The following is a 16,321-nucleotide window of genomic DNA, read 5'->3' on the forward strand; positions in this document are numbered from 1 at the left end:
ATGTGTTTTTGAAACTTGAACAAAAATATTAGAGAAATAGTTATTGAAATTGAAAATGAGAAATAATTCATTTGGGTTAGAGAGGATGTTGTGGATGGTTAATTGTATTAGATTTAGAAATGTAAATGACACATATAAAGATGATATGAATTCATTCTGGATAGGTTTTACAACATGGATATCTCAAAAGAATGTTAGAGAAAATTTATTTACGGAAGAATATGTAAAGTTGACAGGGGAAAAGTTTGAACAGAACATTTCATTTTATAACACACAATACAGAATGTATTATGAAAAAGAATATCCTTTTTTAAAAATTGCCACTAGAGGTATGGAAGAGGAATACATAAAGGATTTTTTGAAAATAATGTATGAATTATGGGTGAAAAAGGATAGGAAAAAAGAATTTGCTGCTGAGGTAAACAGAAGATTAAGAAAAGATAATTTTAAAATTCAGATATCAGATACGTATATATTGCAAGATGCAAACAATGAAAAGGACACATTAATAAATATGGAATTTGTTCAAGATCCTACCATAAGAATAGAGCTACAAAAAGATGTTTATACAATACTTAAAAATATGCAAGGCAACAGTATTTACAGAGGTGTGAAAGAAAATTTATTAAATGATGGTCTTAGAGATGGATTAAAAAATACACGAAGATATCAAGTACATGATCAAACAAGGCATGGGCAATCTGAAAGTGGTAAAGAGTCAGGTGAATTAGATTTACTCATATCAACTAAGGAGGAAGATTTGCCAATATCTATCGTAGAAGCGTTAGTTTTAACAACAATTGATAAACAAAATTTAAAGCAACACATAGATAAAGCATTAACAAATTATAATCCTACAGGTTGTCCCAATACAATTATTATCATTTATGCTAGAAATTCTAATTATGCCAATTTAATGTTGAGATTAAATACATATTTAGGTGAATACGAGTACCCATATGAAGTTAAAGAGAGCTTTATTGAAGAAAGTACAAATTACACTGAGTCTAGGCATTGGAAAATTGATATGATAAGAAGTGACAAGGACATACATTTGGACATATATGCCTTTAATATGCCATAAAGATTGTGAAAATTGAATGAGTATAAAATATATTAAAAAGGTAGCAAGATTTAAACAGGAAAATTATGGCAATTTAAAAAGAAATCTAGTTGGTAAGGAGGAGAAAAATATGTTAGAAAACAAAACAAATAAGAAAATTGATAAGATAAGAAAAGAAGTAGAAATATGTAGAAATATAAAAAATCAAGAGAATGAAATCAAGTGTTATGAAGAAAAGTTAAATCAAGAAATAAAAGGTGATAAGTATACCTTTTTAGTTTATAGTATGGAAGTAGAAAAAGAGTTGGATTTAAATTTCTCAGCTTTTTGGGTTTCAACTTTAGCTTTAATTATATCTTGTTTCTTTAGTGTGTCTTCAGCAATTAAAGAATTTTATGATAATGCAGGAATAAAAAAATTGGAAATATAATAGCTAATGAAAAAAATTTTGAAAATAAAATAAAAAACATTAAAATGATAGTATATGCCGATGCATTTGCAAGCAAGTTTTACATAGGTCTATTAATAATAGGCATAGTGGGAATGTTTTTGGCTATTATGTATTATACTGTTGTTAAAAATACAAGGAAAAAATATTTACCAATAAAATATGCATTGCAAAATATTAAGGTAGAGAACGAGTGGTAGTTTATATTAATATAAGAAAGGAAGATAAATAGATGGAAAAAAAAATTTATGTAGCTGTTAAAGCATTAGTATGTTATGGAAGAAAGTTTTTGTTGATTAAACGTACTACAGAGGCAAGAGGAGATTATTATCATTGGGAATTCCCAGGAGGTAGATTAGAATTTGGAGAATCTCCGATGCAAGCCTTAAAAAGAGAAATAAATGAGGAAACAGGTCTTGAAGTTGAAAAGTTAATACTATTAAATGCATGGAATTCTTTTAAAGATGAATGCACAGAGATAATAGGATTAACTTATATATGTACAGCAAATGGAGATAATGTGATGCTTTCAAAAGAACATAGCGATTATGAATGGGTTACATATGAAGAAATGAACGATTACAATTTGGTGAAAGGTATGAGTAGACAATTGGAAGAATTGAATCGTAATTATATAAATAAGTACATAAACGATAATATTAGAAGGAGTTTATGAAATATATGTTAATAACTCAAAATAATAAGTCAAAGCCTTTGATAAATATAGATTATATTCATGTATTGTATAAATATTTGTTTCTACATGAGCAAATTTATCAATTGATAGAAATTACAAAGGATCATATAGAAAAATTTATTGTGTATTGGTTCCCAAGAGTCTATTTGGATTATACAACTAAAGAGATTCAAGAAATTGTTAGAAATACTAGGATATACATTGAGTGGTGTTTGGATAAAACTAATAATGATGATATCAAAAATATTAATTTTAATGTTCTTGAAGCGGAATTATTAAAGATACAAAAAAAATCATCAAAAGTAGCATTAATAAAAACAAAAATTGATAGACCTAAAGTGATGGGAAAGAGAAGCATATGGTTGGAGCCGGAGGAAGAAATTCAACAAGAGTGTGAAATTGTTAGTTCATGGTTTCAATTTATAGAAATTAATTCAGATATATGCATTTTAAAAAATATAAAAAATAACAATATTTATTATATAGACGAAATTAATCAAATTAAAGAGATAGGGTTAGAAGATGAAATCATAACATTAGAATTATATAGGGGAAAAAAAAGCGACAAATTTTGGAGAATAACAAATATTGGTCTTATTTATTCGAGAAAAGCAAAGAAATATCTATTAATGTAGTTATAGTTTATTATGTTATGAAAAATATTTGTACAAGAGTTATCGAATAATAGAAATGATTGTTTAGAAAATAGTGGAGAATAATATGTCAATTAAGTTATGTATCATGTCTCCTGTAAATTGTTTAACAACATTTTCAGATGAGGGAGATATGCTTTTAGCCTTGCCTCATATTGTACAGAAAAGTACAGAATACAAAGAGTATTATAACATGTCGGACAAGAGAATTATATTAGATAGTGGAGTGATTGAACTAGGCTTGCCAATGAATTATGAAAAACTTATGAAAATAGGAGAAAAAATTGGGGCGTTAGAAATTGCTTTACCTGATTATTTACACGATTCTGTAAATACAATTACTAGTGCAAAAAATATATATAGAAAGTATCGAGATACAGAAATAATAAAAAAATTGAAAATATAATGATGTAAAATATAAACATTGTAGATAGAGTTTTGGTTGTTAAGAAGTACATTAAAAACAATTTGCAAACTTGCGGAGGAATATGGACTATCTAATGATACAATTCGAAGTATTTTATATAAATAATCTGTAAAATGATATAATCTTAAACAAAAATAATTGATGAAATACGTCTATATACTTTTGATAGTGTATATCCTTCGGTGCCATCATACAGGCAGCTATTGCAAAAAAGTAATAATCGCGAAAACTAATAATATATTCCTAGTTACATTTAGGTGTAACTAGGGATTTTTTGTTGATGCTTTTGTGATATAATGTAAGACAATTAGAGAGATAAATTTGAATTTGTAGGAGAATAAAAATTAGATATGGACAATTATGTAGATGAAAGAGATTATAAATTATTAGAAGGTGATAAATATACATTTTTTGTATTGAGACGTATTATTGACGGACCGTGCAAGTTACTGTTATCTGACCATGAACGATTAATCATTTGCTTTTCAACAGAGCCGTTTCCGGCTTGGATATGGACGGCAGATGATGCAACGGAAGAGGAAATGGAAAAAGCGTACAGGCTTTTGTTTGAAAATAATCTGATGAACAAGGAACATACTTTTAATCTTAAATATGAACTTTCAGATTATTTTATTAAAAGAGCGTTGAAGGATGGAATAAATTTATCGGTAAAGACAAATATGTTTGCTTATGACTGTCCAAATCCAATAAAACCGGATGAAATTGCAGAGGGCGAAATCTGTAGGTGCGAGATGAATGATAAGGAAGAACTTGCCTATTTTGCTGAAATGTTTCATGAAGAAACAGGCGTAGATAAGATGGACCGAAAAGGCTGTTTGGAGTATGCGGAAATAAAAATAAAAGAAGGAAAAACATTCTTTTGGAAGGATTCGCAAGGAAATCATGTGGCGTCTTGCTCTTACAATCCGAAAGGTGAACTGGCAAGTGTTGGATTGGTTTTTACACGACCTGAACACCGAAGAAAACATTATGCAGATAATCTTGTTTATCAGGTTTCCAAGATGGCTGAAGCGGAAGGATGCCTTCCGATGCTTTACACAGATGCGGACTACGCCGCATCGAATGCTTGCTATGAGAAGATTGGTTACATTCTTCGCGGGAAACTTTGCTCAATTGGATAAATAGGCCAAGACACTCTAATTTGTTGAACATGCGCAAATTCCAGTTTATAGTGATGATAGCCAAATGTAAATGAGGAGATTATGAAATACGGTGTTATGGATGTTGCAATAGAATATTGCAAAAAAGGAAAAATTGAACAATGGATACAGTTGTTTTTACGAAATGATGGCAATAACATTGCACTAGCAGATGGATTATTAAAAGAAACAAGGTTGTATACAGAAATAATCGATTTTGATATTGAACTGTTGGAAAATATAAAATCTGGTGCACCTGAATATCTATCACAAAGTAATGATATAGATTATTTTTTCTATAGAGTAGATTCTATGAAAAATGATATGGAAAGATGGAATCCCCCACCACTAATAATAGAGTATAGAAGTGATGGGACTTTTTATGTGTGCGATGGTAGACATAGACTTGAATTATATAGACAAATAGGTAGCACTAAAATACCAGCTATTATTTGGGCAACAGGTACAGAAGATTTTGAAAAATTGAAGGAGATAATAAAATGATAAGTATATGTTCTAATTGTGGAAATCATGAGTGGGATAAAGAAGTAACTGGAAATAAAATAAAATGTCCAAAGTGTGGCTATATATGGGAATTTAAAAAATTACCTTTATATATTTTGACTGGTTGTAGTGGGATTGGGAAAACCACTGCAGCACAGGAGTTACAAAAGATGACAGATGAAATTATTGTTCAAGAGGTAGATCAGTTTAATAATTTGATGCATCCACAGACGGATGATGACAATTATTATATGTTAGAACAGATATATCAGATATCTAGAAATAACAATCAGGCCAACAAACCGACTATTTGGACTAGTGCAGGAAATGTTGATAAACTTGGTAAAGGATATGGTGCAAGATATTTTTCTGAAATAAAGGTATTAGCACTTACAGCTGATCCAGATGTAATAAGACAACATATGACAGAAGGACGTCATATTACAGATGAAGATTGGATTAATGGTTCAATTAATTATAACGAGTACTTTAGAACTCACAATGAGTTTAATGGTACAAAGTTTGATACATTTGATATTACAAACAAAAGTCCGAGAGAAGTGGCAGAGCATATATTAGAGTGGATTAGAGAAAAGTAAAGAGTACGAGAGTGGAAAACCGAGGAGATTATATGGATATTATTTTTGAAACAGAACATTTGATAATTAGAAAGTTTAAAAAAGAAGATGCAGAACAACTGTATCTAAATCATCGGGAAGAAGCAGTAAAAAAATGGTTCCCAAACGAAAGCTATATAGACATAAATGAGGCTATAGGAGCAATAGATTTTTATCTGGACTGCGCAAACAATAATCGAATGCCATATGTTTTGGCTGTTGAATTAAAAAGGACAGGAGAACTTATAGGTGATACAGGAGTAAGTGAAACTGAAGTAAAAGAGAATGAAGTAGAGATTGGATACCAGATAACTGAAAAGTACAAAGGAAACGGATATGCTACAGAATTGCTAAATGCGATGACACAGTTCTCATTTGATAACCTTGATTCAGCGGTTGTCTGGGGACGTGTCGTATTTGGTAATGTAGCATCAGCGCGAGTACTTGAAAAAGGCGGATATACTTTTGTTGAAAAGGAAATGGGCGCAGAGGATGATCCATATGGAAATGGAATGTTAGTTTATAAGAAGGAGAGAAAATAATGATAGAGTTAAAGGAAGTTAGGCATTACAATTGGCAACAATGTATTGAACTAGATGTGTATGATTGGCAGAAGTCATTTGTAAATCCTAATATTTTTAGTTTGGCAGAAGCGTTTGCTCACTCAGATGCTAATAAAGAAGATGCTGATAATTATTATAGATGTATTCCTAAGGCAATTTATAAAGATAATGAAATGATGGGATTTGTAATGATTACATATGAAAAAGAGTGTGATTATGATGAAAATCCAGGATATGAAATCTATAGATTGATGATTGATAAAAAATATCAGCAGAACGGATATGGAAAAGAAGTAATTAAAATGTTAATTGAGTATATTAAAACTTTTCCATATGGAGAAGCTAATCACATTTATGCTTCATGGCATCCAGATAATAAAGCATCAGAAAAGCTTTGTCTTGGTAATGGATTCGAAGTGGTAGGAAAAGATGATGATGGAGCCGTGATAAGCAGGTTAAGATTGAATGATTAGAATAACAATTAGAATTTGACGAGGTATTGGTAGAATGGTAGAAGTTAAATTTTATGACAATGTCGCAGATGAACTTTTGAAGTTTGCAGTAATAATATCAAAAACAGACAACAAGTGGGTATTCTGTAAACACAAAGAAAGAGAGACTTATGAAGTGCCAGGCGGTCACAGAGAACCTGGAGAAAGTATTTTTGAAACAGCCAAAAGAGAATTACAAGAAGAAACAGGGGCAATTGATTTTAAAATTGAACCAATATGTGTGTATTCTGTTAAAGGAAAGACACGAGTAAATGAAAATATTGATGATGAAACTTTTGGAATGTTATTTATTGCAGACATTAGCTCATTCGTGGAATTACATTGTGAGATTGAGAAAATATTGATTTCAGATAAGTTAGTTGATAATTGGACATATCCTTTAATTCAACCTATATTGATTGAAGAAGCAAAAAAAAGAGGCTTTATATAAAAATCAAGATAAGCAACAGAAACTTCCAGTTTATCTACGCGATGCATTCGCATTTCGCTTTGCTTCATGCTCATGTCGCGCTGTCGCGCTATGCATCAACACTTGAATGTGTCTGACTGTGAGCAAGCTCCCGTCAGCCAATTCAGTGTAGCTGCGCATCGCTTGTAGAAATGTGCAAATGCTAATTTGTTCATAAGATACTTTATTCTAGCTGAAGTAAGGTTGCCGTATTCATACTCGTTATCAAAAATAAGTGTGTTAGTATCCGGTCCAAACCCGACATTTTCAGAGATATACAAAATCTGTTTTTTGCCGTTAATTACAACACTTTTTCTGATAGCTGCTTTCAAAGTCCTAAATTCCTTTAATTCTCCTGTTTCCAATAATACTTTATACATTTTTTTATCCTCCTTGTTTCTGTGAGTTTGCAATGGCATATTCAGTACCTCCCATAATGAATTTTATGTACATAAAAAGTATTTCCTCGAGTGATTTACATTTTACACATAGGGAAAATGTAATTACAGATAATTCTAAAAATTTTTAAATGCCTACCTAAATTAAAAATAGAACAAGGGAAGAGATTTTTTGTTTATTTCGTCAAAACAGATTATTGAGGGAAATTGGACCATTTGTGCAATGGGAAGAATAGTAGTAGTGTTTAAATACAAATTTTGTTTGGGTTGACGGAAAAAAAGAAAAATAAATAATAAAAATTTGATATAATGTAAATATGAATATACCTATTCAATCAGTTATATTTAGTGGATTAAGAGGTGTAGGAAAGACAGTTCTTATAAATAAATTGAAATATAAGATGAATATAAGGAATGGGTAAAAGAAAATTAATTTATATTAATCGAAAATATACATTATTATTACAAAAGCGACTAATCCATATTCCAATTATGGATTAGTCGCTTGAATATTATTTGAAGAATATTTATAATAATCTTAAATATTGTCTATATGGAGGAGCAAAATGTCATATATTGAAAGAAATATTTCACCAATTCTTAAAGATAGAGTACAAAAAAGTAAATGTACTTTAGTCGTTGGTGCAAGACAGGTTGGAAAATCAACATTAATTAAACATGAATTTTCAGAATACAATAGAACTAATTTTGACGATAGATTAACTAGAATACAAGCTAAAGAAGAACCTAAATTATTCTTTTTGAATAACCCATGTCCTCTCTTTATTGATGAAGTACAGAAAGAGGGCGCAATTCTGGAAGAGATTAAACAAATAGTAGATGAATCTGATGAAAGAGGGCAATTCATATTGTCGGGGGCTCAAAAATTAGAACTTATGAAGGGAATTAGCGAATCACTGGCTGGCAGAGTATCAATTTTTGAACTTTCAGGTTTGTCCATGCGTGAAATTAAAAAGATAAAATTTAATAAACATTTTGTGCCTACAGAGGATTATTTGAAAGAGCGTGAAAAAGAATTAAAGAAATATGATAACGTATGGGAAATTATTCATAAGGGTTCATATCCTGAATTATACGATATAGATCGAGATTGGCAGGAGTTTTATTCATCTTATGTATCAACATATTTAGAAAGAGACATAAATGAGTTGATTGCTACTGACAGTATTACATTTACAAAATTTTTAACGGCTGTTGCAGCAAGAACAGGTGAGCTACTTAATTATGCAAATATTGCAAGTGACATAGGTATAAGTGAAATGACTGTAAAAAAATGGATATCAATTTTAGAAAGAACAGGGATAGTTTATTTGTTACAGCCATATAGTGCAAGTGCATTAAACAGAGCTATAAAAACACCAAAAATATATTTTAGGGACACAGGACTTGCCTGTTACCTGACAAGATGGTTGACAGCTGATGCACTAAAGAATTCGGCAGTAGCCGGAAACATGTTTGAAACATTTGTTATTTCTGAAATTTTAAAAACGTATTCTAATGAAGGTAAAGATTATCGTTTCAATATTTATTACTATAGAGGTAAGGACAAAAGAAAAACAGGAGAAAATGAAATAGATTTAATTATCGAAGAGAATGGAGTATTATATCCTGTTGAAATAAAAATGTCAGGTAATCCAAAGGCCATTATGGGAGCCACAAATCAGGTCCTTGACAAGATACCTGATAAAAAAAGAGGTATGGGAATTATTCTTTGTCTGATAGATAAAAAAACATATTTAAGAGAAAATCTGATAGCTTTGCCAATTGAATATATATAGATTATATTTTGTTAGAACATCAAATATATGGAAACATGTGCAGAGATAAGATGTATTGTGTAAGGAGATTATTATGACCGAATTATGGGATGCATATGATAAAAAATTTAATAAAATAGAAAATACGACTTTAGTTAGAGGAGGAACAATGACTTTTTTTCATGCATCACAGACGAAAAATATAAAAATTTTAAAACCAAATATATCAAATCACGATATTCCTTTAATTTACTTTTCAGACAAAAGAGAGAATGTATTGGTGTATTTAAGCAATGCTATTGAAAAATTTTGTAAGGAAAAGCATTTTAAGTTTGAGGGCTTCTGGCATAAATGGGGACCGTATGGATTTGATAAAGATGGTAAGTTGTGCCTGGAAGAATATTATCCAAATGCATTGAAAGAAACGTATAGTGGAGTGGAAGGATATATATATTCATGCGACAATATATCAACATACAAAGAGTTAAATATTCACATTCCTAATGCATATATTTCAGATCGACCAACAAAAGTGGAACATTGCGAATATGTTTCAGATGCATATTATGAAGTAATAAAGGCTGAACAGGAAGGCTTAATAACAATTTGCCGATATGATGAATTTATAAAAAAGAGAAAAGAATGGTTACAGAAAACTATTCGAGATGAGTTTGCTAATAGTTTGTTGGCACCGGATTATAGATTTTTCCTTGAAAATAAATTTGCAGATATTTTAGCTGGTAAATAGAAAAATTGGAGCATTTATGAAATATACAATAAAAGAAAATCAATTGGATTATGAAACATATTACAACCTTAGAGAATCAGTTGGATGGAATAACTGGAGCAAGGTACAGGCACAGAAAGCACTCAAAAAATCTTATTACTCAATTGTGATTTATGATAATGAAAATGCAATTGGTATGGGAAGAGTTGTGGGCGATGGCATATATTTCACCATTGTAGATATTGTGGTGAGACCTGAATATCAGGGCAAGAAAATAGGAACGGCAATAATAAACTCTATTTTAAAGTATATTGAAAGAAATATGTACGATGGAAGTAGAGTGAGCGTACAATTGTTAGCAGAGGCAGGTAAAGAACAATTTTACATAAAGCAGGGATTCAAACTTGTGCCACATCAGTATTGTGGACCGGCACTGAGAAAAATAATATATAAAAAATAAATTAGATTTTAGGGAGATTCAAAATGCACACCAAAATAATGATAATTGGCAGTCCCGGTTCAGGGAAAAGCACCTTTGCAAGAAAATTACGAGACAAAACAGGTTTGCCATTGTTTTACTTAGATATGATAAAACATAAACCGGACAGAACTACAATTTCATCAGAAGAATTTGACAAAAAATTAAAGGAAATACTTGTTAAAAAACAATGGATAATTGATGGAAACTATCAAAGAACATTGGAAGCCAGAATGAAAGAATGTGACCTGATAATACTATTCGATTTGCCGACACAGGTATGTTTAGAGGGAGTAAAATCAAGAATAGGAACAAAAAGAGAAGATATGCCTTGGGTTGAAACGGAGGAAACATTTGAGGGAGAATTCAAACAATGGATTCAGGAATTTTCAGATAAAAGTCTTCCTGAAATATATCAGCTTCTTGAAAAATACAAAGACAAAGAAGTTGTGATTTTTAAATCAAGAGAAGAAGCAAATCTTTATTTGGAAAATTTATAACAGCAAATCATTTCATATGTTAAACTCAATGCTCAATTGTTTTCCATAAATATCGTATTGTTTGATATTATAAATTTTCAGTGTTATATTTTAGTCACGGTACCGAAAAATTATGAGGAGAAAGCTGTCAGACAGTAGTGATAAAATATGAATTTAATAGGAAACAATATAAAAATAATTAGAAAGCAGATTGGTTTGACACAGGAAGAATTGGCATTACATATTGGTGTAACACCACAGGCTGTAAGTAGATGGGAAAACGGAACAGGGATGCCTGATATTTCTATGGTAGTGCCATTGGCAAAAACACTTAATGTTTCAACGGATTATCTCTTTGGATTAGAGAAAAATGAAATTGATGACAATGTTTATGTAGAACTAAAAAGACATATAGAAAAAATAGAAACGGAATCAGGGAGAAAGGCAGAAGCAGCACTTTTATCATGTCAGTTTATGTTAAAGAAAGTTTATGAAGCACCAGATAATTATATTTATTCAGTCTTTTTTGTAGAGCAGGTTGCAAACTTAAGCAGATTTGTAGATTTGGAAAAATATGCCGAGGACAAGTGGGCTGAGTACAGGGAATTGGCTATAAAGTACGGTTCCAATGCCATAAGATTTGCAAACAATAAGGAATGGATTGAACGTGCACATTTTGCGTTGGCGTGGATTTACATACATGATAGAAATTATGCGTATGCCAGAGAACATATTGAACAACTGCCATCAGTATCTTCTAACAGACTTCAGGAAAGTATCTTGGCACAGTTGGAAGCTTTTGAGAATGGCATTGATGCAATGGATGAAGCAGTAACTAAAAATCTTCAAAATTTTGTTCGTGCAATTAACAAGGAAAATTTGTACGCAATGGAGACTTTTTCATGGCAGAAACCTTTGCGTGCAGTGGAATTTGGTCAGTGGGCAATTAGACTAATAGAGGTATTCGGTGAAAATAAATATTTGAAATCATATTGCAGAGGTTTCTTAAGAGATATTTATAAATATCTAATTAATGCAGAGGTTATTTTAGGCAGATTTGAAAATGCAGCGAAATATTTTGAAGAATTAAAAGAGCAGATGCAAAAGCAATATGAATATCATCAAAGTATACTTTCTGATGAGGCAGAAAAGGCCAAGTTTAACGATAGACAAATTGGTTATATGGAGGCTTATACACAAGAATTTATAAAGGAAAAACAACAGGATGTAGTTAATTATATTCTGGGGTGCTGGCCTGGAAAAATGGCAGAAAAGTTTGCTGAGGCAATAGGATATTCTAAATAGTTGTAGTAAAAAGCTCTGATGTTCAGGGCTTTTTTGTTTGTATATGAATTATAATTAACAATCGGTCACTCAACCCCCGGTTGAAAAATATCGACTTTTAATTGATTGAAAGCCATCTCCATATTATATATAATTTCATTATCGGAGGTGATTACATGGAAAATACATGCAATATTTTGGCAACTAATATACAAACATATCGTAAAAAATCCGGAATGACACAGGAGGAACTTGCAAATAAGTTGGGAGTTTCTTTTCAGGCAGTTTCAAAGTGGGAAAATGCAAAGTCATTGCCGGATATTTTATTTTTGCCGGTTTTAGCAGACCTGTTTAACTGCAACATAGACGAACTTTTCTCAAGGAAATCAGAACCAAATGTCAATAATGAATATTGTACAGAATTGCCATGGGAGGACGATGGCGTTATTCGTGGTGTGGTTTGCAAAGGTAGAAAAATTTTACAAAAAACAGACAACATAACTGAAAAGTTTACTTTTGAAATAATTGGTGATGCAAAAAGTGTTCAAAGCCAGTGCAATATATATGTTGAAGGTTGTGTTTCAGGTGGATGCAATGCAAATGGAGAAGTGAATATTACCGGGCATTTAAGTGGTGGTTGTAACTCAAATGGAAATGTTACGGTTGGGGGACATTTCTCAGGAGGGTGTAATGCAGGTGAAAATATAACAGTTGGTGGTGATTTATCAGGTGACATCAATTGTGGAGAAACGGTTCAGGTAAATGGAAATGTTAAGGCAGATAAAATAAAGGGCAACCTTGTTTGTAACTCGATAAAATGTGACAAGGTTGAAGGCAATGTTGTTTGTAATTCAATAGATAGTGATATTGTTAAAGGGGATATTAAAGTTAAAGAATAAATTATCCCCCAAGATGTCCCTAAATGTCCCTCAAGGAGACATTTTATTTTATGGACTATTAGTAAAATAGAATAATATTGAAAAGGCAGATTAAAAAATCTGTCTTTTTTTATAACTTGTATTTATAATCTAAAAGGTGAGATTGCTTAAAAAGCATAATGTAAAAAATCGCTGATTATGTATTGAATGTATAATAATTTGTCAGTATACTTAAACCAAAATAACAATATAAATTTATGAATCAGGGTGAACGTTATGACAAAAAGAAAAGCGTTGGAAATTTTATTAATCGTATTAAATATTATAGGAATTGTGTTGTTGGTTCATTTGGCAATTCCATACATTACATACAACACTACAATATTAAACCCCAATGCCATGATACCTTTTGAGGCCTGGGACAGGGCAGGAATGATATTAACATTAAGTTTTATTCCATTGTTAGCTATAAATATTTTAAGTTTTATATTTATAACGTTTAAAGAAAAATATTGGGGATTTTTATTTTTTATTCCAAGTATAATATGTTTTATTATTGTGTTAAGTTATTGGATAAATTAGAAGTTAAAAAGGTTTAAGGAGAAAAATCAAAATGAATTTAGGAGAACAAAAGCAATATGTTTTAAGTGGAAAAATGTACAATGATTTAACCGATGAATTGGTTAAGGCACGTGAAAACACAGTGTTTTTGACAAATGAGTACAACGCAAGTTTCGGACAACCGGCTGAAGTGAGAGAAGTAATTCTTAAGAAGTTGTTGAAATCAATAGGTAAAGGTGTTCATTTTGAACCAAATTTCAGATGTGAGTTTGGCTACAACATTTCTATTGGAAATAATTTTTATGCCAACTTTGACTGCATTATGTTAGACGGTGGTGGAATTGAGATTGGCGATAATGTGCTGTTTGGACCAAGAGTTGGAATATATACTTCAAATCACGCAGCAGATTCCTGGGAGCGTACTCATGGTGCATGCTATGCCAAACCAGTAAAAATCGGTAATAACGTTTGGATCGGAGCCGGAGTCCACATAAACCAGGGCGTAACTATTGGAGACAACACAATTATAGGTTCAGGCAGTGTAATCACAAAAGACATTCCTGCAAATGTAGTTGCAGCAGGTGTGCCATGCAAGGTCATACGTGAAATAACTGAGGACGACAAAACAGGTTATCGCCCATAAGTTAAGCAGTATAGATGCTTAAAATATTATGAATATTAATATATTGAAAATATATGTGTAGGCGAAATGTATATGAATATCAAGTTAGGAGAAATTGCAAATGTGGAAAATTAAACATATATTTGATGGCGACTATGGCTGTGAGGAACGAAATCCCAATGAAGCACCCAAAGTATCGGTTACATTAATAAATGAAGATAATGAAGAGAAGATTATATCTGTAGAGGATCAGTGGCTTATAGAGAACAACTTAGATGAAGGCGATGAATGGTCTTATTTGGCACTGTCAGAAGAATAAATTTCGCACACGAAAATTCAACGAACCCCCTTTGACATTTTTAAAAATTAAAAATATAATAACTTATTGAAACGAGTAGCAATAGCGTAAATCCAGTTTTTGCTACTCGTTTTTCAATTTTATAATGCCATTAAAAAGTGTGTTGCTTTATGCGTAAGTCCAACTTATAAATAAGCGCACACTTTTTTTGCGTAGAAAGGGAGGAGAAAATAAAAATGGCTGAAAACAACAAAATGAGAAAAATGCCGGTTAATAAACTGATGGTTCAAATGGGAATACCGATGATTTTATCTATGGCATTGCAGGCAGTTTACAATATTGTAGATAGTGCTTTTGTTGGAAATATGAAAGAGGGAAGCGAGGCAGCACTGAACGCATTGACACTGGTATTTCCTGTACAAATGCTAATGGTGGCAATTGGAATTGGCACAGGTGTAGGAACAAACGCCCTTCTTGCAAGAACGCTGGGACAGGGAAATAACAAAAAGGCTGCAAAAGTTGCAGGAAACAGTTTGTTTTTAGGAGTAATTATTTATGTAGTATGTTTGTTCTTTGGAATATTTGGAGTAAGAGTCTACATTGTATCACAGACAGTTGATTCACAGGTTATTTCAATGGGGACATCTTATTTAAGAATATGCTGTGTATTGTCTTTTGGAATTGTATTCTTTTCATTATTTGAAAAATTGTTACAGGCAACAGGACGATCCCTTTATTCAACAATTGGTCAGGTAGTTGGGGCAGTAGTAAATATTATCCTTGACCCAATTATGATATATGGTCTTGGACCTGTTCCACAAATGGGAGTAGAAGGGGCTGCCTATGCAACTGTAATCGGTCAGATTGCATCAGCAGTATTGTTATTTATTTTCCATATAAAATTAAATAAAGAATTTGATCATGGCATAAAATATATGAAACCAAAGGGTAGGATTATTAAGGAAATATATTCAATCGGACTTCCTGCCATTATTGCACAGGCTCTTATGTCAATAATGGTTTATGTTATGAATCTTATTTTGAAATTTAGCCCATCAGCCCAGACGGCATATGGCTTGTTCTACAAAGTGCAACAGTTTGTACTGTTCCTTGCATTTGGACTAAGAGATGCAATCACACCGATTATTGCTTTTGCTTACGGTATGGGTAGTAAGAAGCGAATAAAAGACGGCATAAAATATGGTCTAATATACACAGGTGTATTAATGATTTTAGGCATTGCCATTACAGAAATATTCCCGGGAGCATTTGCAACATTATTTAATGCAGGACAATCAAGAGAATATTTTATCGGTGCAATGAGAATTATTTCAATAAGTTTTATTTTTGCAGGAATCAACGTGGCATATCAGGGAATTTATCAGGCATTAGATGGAGGAATCCAATCACTTATAATTTCGCTGATTAGACAGTTGGTTCTCATATTACCACTTGCAGGAATCTTTTCTGTTATTGTAAGAAATGGGCAGGTAGGTGTCTCTCTAATATGGTGGGCATTTCCAATAACAGAGGCAGTAGCCTGTTTAGTGGGATATGTATTTTTGAAGAGAATTGTAAATAAAGACGTTGAAAGTTTAAGCTAAAAGTAAAAAACACATTCAAATAATATTGTGATATTTGAAAACAATGGATTTTAAAATTAAAGTAATCCCATTGCAAACAATCATAGTAGTTATGAATGTGTTTTTTATTTTATAAGTATTAC

At 31.5% G+C, this 16,321-nt stretch carries 22 protein-coding genes; 21 read left to right on the forward strand and 1 reads right to left on the reverse strand.

Features of this window, described 5'->3' with window-relative positions; all coding sequences use genetic code 11:
• Positions 1-55 precede the first annotated feature (55 nt).
• The 11 genes from ACQY63_RS00600 to ACQY63_RS00650 all read left to right on the forward strand — a co-directional run bounded on the left by ACQY63_RS00600 (position 56) and on the right by ACQY63_RS00650 (position 7,074).
• Entirely contained in the window at positions 56-1,084 is a 1,029-nt protein-coding gene (locus ACQY63_RS00600; protein ID WP_428244560.1) for a hypothetical protein, read from the forward strand.
• Between the two features lie 109 nt (positions 1,085-1,193).
• A complete protein-coding gene (locus ACQY63_RS00605; RefSeq protein WP_428244561.1) occupies positions 1,194-1,493 on the forward strand; it encodes a hypothetical protein in 300 nt (99 codons plus the stop codon).
• Positions 1,494-1,743: 250 nt separating this feature from the next.
• Positions 1,744-2,187, forward strand: a complete 444-nt coding sequence (locus tag ACQY63_RS00610) for an NUDIX hydrolase (RefSeq protein WP_428244562.1) — start codon at positions 1,744-1,746, stop codon at positions 2,185-2,187.
• A complete protein-coding gene (locus ACQY63_RS00615) occupies positions 2,184-2,843 on the forward strand; it encodes a hypothetical protein (RefSeq protein WP_428244563.1) in 660 nt (219 codons plus the stop codon). The genes ACQY63_RS00610 and ACQY63_RS00615 overlap by 4 nt, the downstream gene beginning before the upstream one ends.
• A gap of 85 nt (positions 2,844-2,928) precedes the next feature.
• Complete coding sequence (locus ACQY63_RS00620; RefSeq protein ID WP_428244564.1) at positions 2,929-3,267, forward strand: hypothetical protein; 339 nt, start codon at positions 2,929-2,931, stop codon at positions 3,265-3,267.
• Between the two features lie 371 nt (positions 3,268-3,638).
• On the forward strand, positions 3,639-4,430 hold the full coding sequence (locus tag ACQY63_RS00625; protein WP_428244565.1) for a GNAT family N-acetyltransferase: 792 nt from the start codon (positions 3,639-3,641) through the stop codon (positions 4,428-4,430).
• Between the two features lie 81 nt (positions 4,431-4,511).
• The gene (locus ACQY63_RS00630) at positions 4,512-4,952 is read left to right on the forward strand and encodes a hypothetical protein (RefSeq protein ID WP_428244566.1); all 441 of its coding nucleotides are present in this window, start codon (positions 4,512-4,514) and stop codon (positions 4,950-4,952) included.
• A complete protein-coding gene (locus ACQY63_RS00635) occupies positions 4,949-5,551 on the forward strand; it encodes an AAA family ATPase (RefSeq protein WP_178062561.1) in 603 nt (200 codons plus the stop codon). The genes ACQY63_RS00630 and ACQY63_RS00635 overlap by 4 nt, the downstream gene beginning before the upstream one ends.
• A 32-nt stretch (positions 5,552-5,583) precedes the next feature.
• Positions 5,584-6,111 carry a GNAT family N-acetyltransferase gene (locus ACQY63_RS00640; RefSeq protein ID WP_178062562.1) on the forward strand — a complete coding sequence of 176 codons (528 nt, stop codon included), beginning with the start codon at positions 5,584-5,586 and terminating at the stop codon, positions 6,109-6,111.
• Positions 6,111-6,605, forward strand: a complete 495-nt coding sequence (locus ACQY63_RS00645; RefSeq protein ID WP_178062563.1) for a GNAT family N-acetyltransferase — start codon at positions 6,111-6,113, stop codon at positions 6,603-6,605. The genes ACQY63_RS00640 and ACQY63_RS00645 overlap by 1 nt, the downstream gene beginning before the upstream one ends.
• 34 nt (positions 6,606-6,639) lie before the next feature.
• Entirely contained in the window at positions 6,640-7,074 is a 435-nt protein-coding gene (locus tag ACQY63_RS00650; protein WP_008402203.1) for an NUDIX hydrolase, read from the forward strand.
• 95 nt (positions 7,075-7,169) lie between these two features.
• Here ACQY63_RS00650 and ACQY63_RS00655 read toward each other — a convergent pair whose 3' ends face one another.
• A complete protein-coding gene (locus ACQY63_RS00655) occupies positions 7,170-7,472 on the reverse strand; it encodes a hypothetical protein (protein WP_147364292.1) in 303 nt (100 codons plus the stop codon).
• Between the two features lie 584 nt (positions 7,473-8,056).
• On the opposite strand from ACQY63_RS00655, the gene ACQY63_RS00660 reads away from it, so the two are divergent.
• The 10 genes from ACQY63_RS00660 to ACQY63_RS00705 all read left to right on the forward strand — a co-directional run bounded on the left by ACQY63_RS00660 (position 8,057) and on the right by ACQY63_RS00705 (position 16,199).
• Entirely contained in the window at positions 8,057-9,289 is a 1,233-nt protein-coding gene (locus ACQY63_RS00660) for an ATP-binding protein (protein ID WP_428244567.1), read from the forward strand.
• A gap of 73 nt (positions 9,290-9,362) precedes the next feature.
• Complete coding sequence (locus ACQY63_RS00665) at positions 9,363-10,016, forward strand: hypothetical protein (RefSeq protein WP_428244568.1); 654 nt, start codon at positions 9,363-9,365, stop codon at positions 10,014-10,016.
• Positions 10,017-10,032: 16 nt separating this feature from the next.
• Positions 10,033-10,455 (forward strand): GNAT family N-acetyltransferase, encoded by a 423-nt coding sequence (locus ACQY63_RS00670; RefSeq protein ID WP_118437114.1) that lies wholly within the window; start codon positions 10,033-10,035, stop codon positions 10,453-10,455.
• Positions 10,456-10,478: 23 nt separating this feature from the next.
• Positions 10,479-10,973: an adenylate kinase gene (locus ACQY63_RS00675; RefSeq protein ID WP_428244569.1), complete on the forward strand. Its 495-nt coding sequence runs from the start codon at positions 10,479-10,481 to the stop codon at positions 10,971-10,973.
• Positions 10,974-11,120: 147 nt separating this feature from the next.
• The gene (locus ACQY63_RS00680; protein WP_117999194.1) at positions 11,121-12,257 is read left to right on the forward strand and encodes a helix-turn-helix domain-containing protein; all 1,137 of its coding nucleotides are present in this window, start codon (positions 11,121-11,123) and stop codon (positions 12,255-12,257) included.
• Positions 12,258-12,412: 155 nt separating this feature from the next.
• Positions 12,413-13,135 carry a helix-turn-helix domain-containing protein gene (locus ACQY63_RS00685; protein WP_412623176.1) on the forward strand — a complete coding sequence of 241 codons (723 nt, stop codon included), beginning with the start codon at positions 12,413-12,415 and terminating at the stop codon, positions 13,133-13,135.
• Between the two features lie 255 nt (positions 13,136-13,390).
• Positions 13,391-13,696 (forward strand): hypothetical protein, encoded by a 306-nt coding sequence (locus ACQY63_RS00690; RefSeq protein WP_428244570.1) that lies wholly within the window; start codon positions 13,391-13,393, stop codon positions 13,694-13,696.
• A 31-nt stretch (positions 13,697-13,727) separates the two neighbouring features.
• Entirely contained in the window at positions 13,728-14,318 is a 591-nt protein-coding gene (locus ACQY63_RS00695) for a sugar O-acetyltransferase (RefSeq protein WP_428244571.1), read from the forward strand.
• 100 nt (positions 14,319-14,418) lie between these two features.
• The gene (locus ACQY63_RS00700; RefSeq protein ID WP_428244572.1) at positions 14,419-14,616 is read left to right on the forward strand and encodes a hypothetical protein; all 198 of its coding nucleotides are present in this window, start codon (positions 14,419-14,421) and stop codon (positions 14,614-14,616) included.
• A gap of 215 nt (positions 14,617-14,831) precedes the next feature.
• Complete coding sequence (locus ACQY63_RS00705) at positions 14,832-16,199, forward strand: MATE family efflux transporter (protein WP_428244573.1); 1,368 nt, start codon at positions 14,832-14,834, stop codon at positions 16,197-16,199.
• The last annotated feature ends 122 nt before the right edge of the window (positions 16,200-16,321 follow it).

Source organism: Eubacterium sp. Marseille-QA0814 (assembly GCF_965119675.1).
Classification (GTDB): domain Bacteria; phylum Bacillota; class Clostridia; order Lachnospirales; family Lachnospiraceae; genus Eubacterium_G.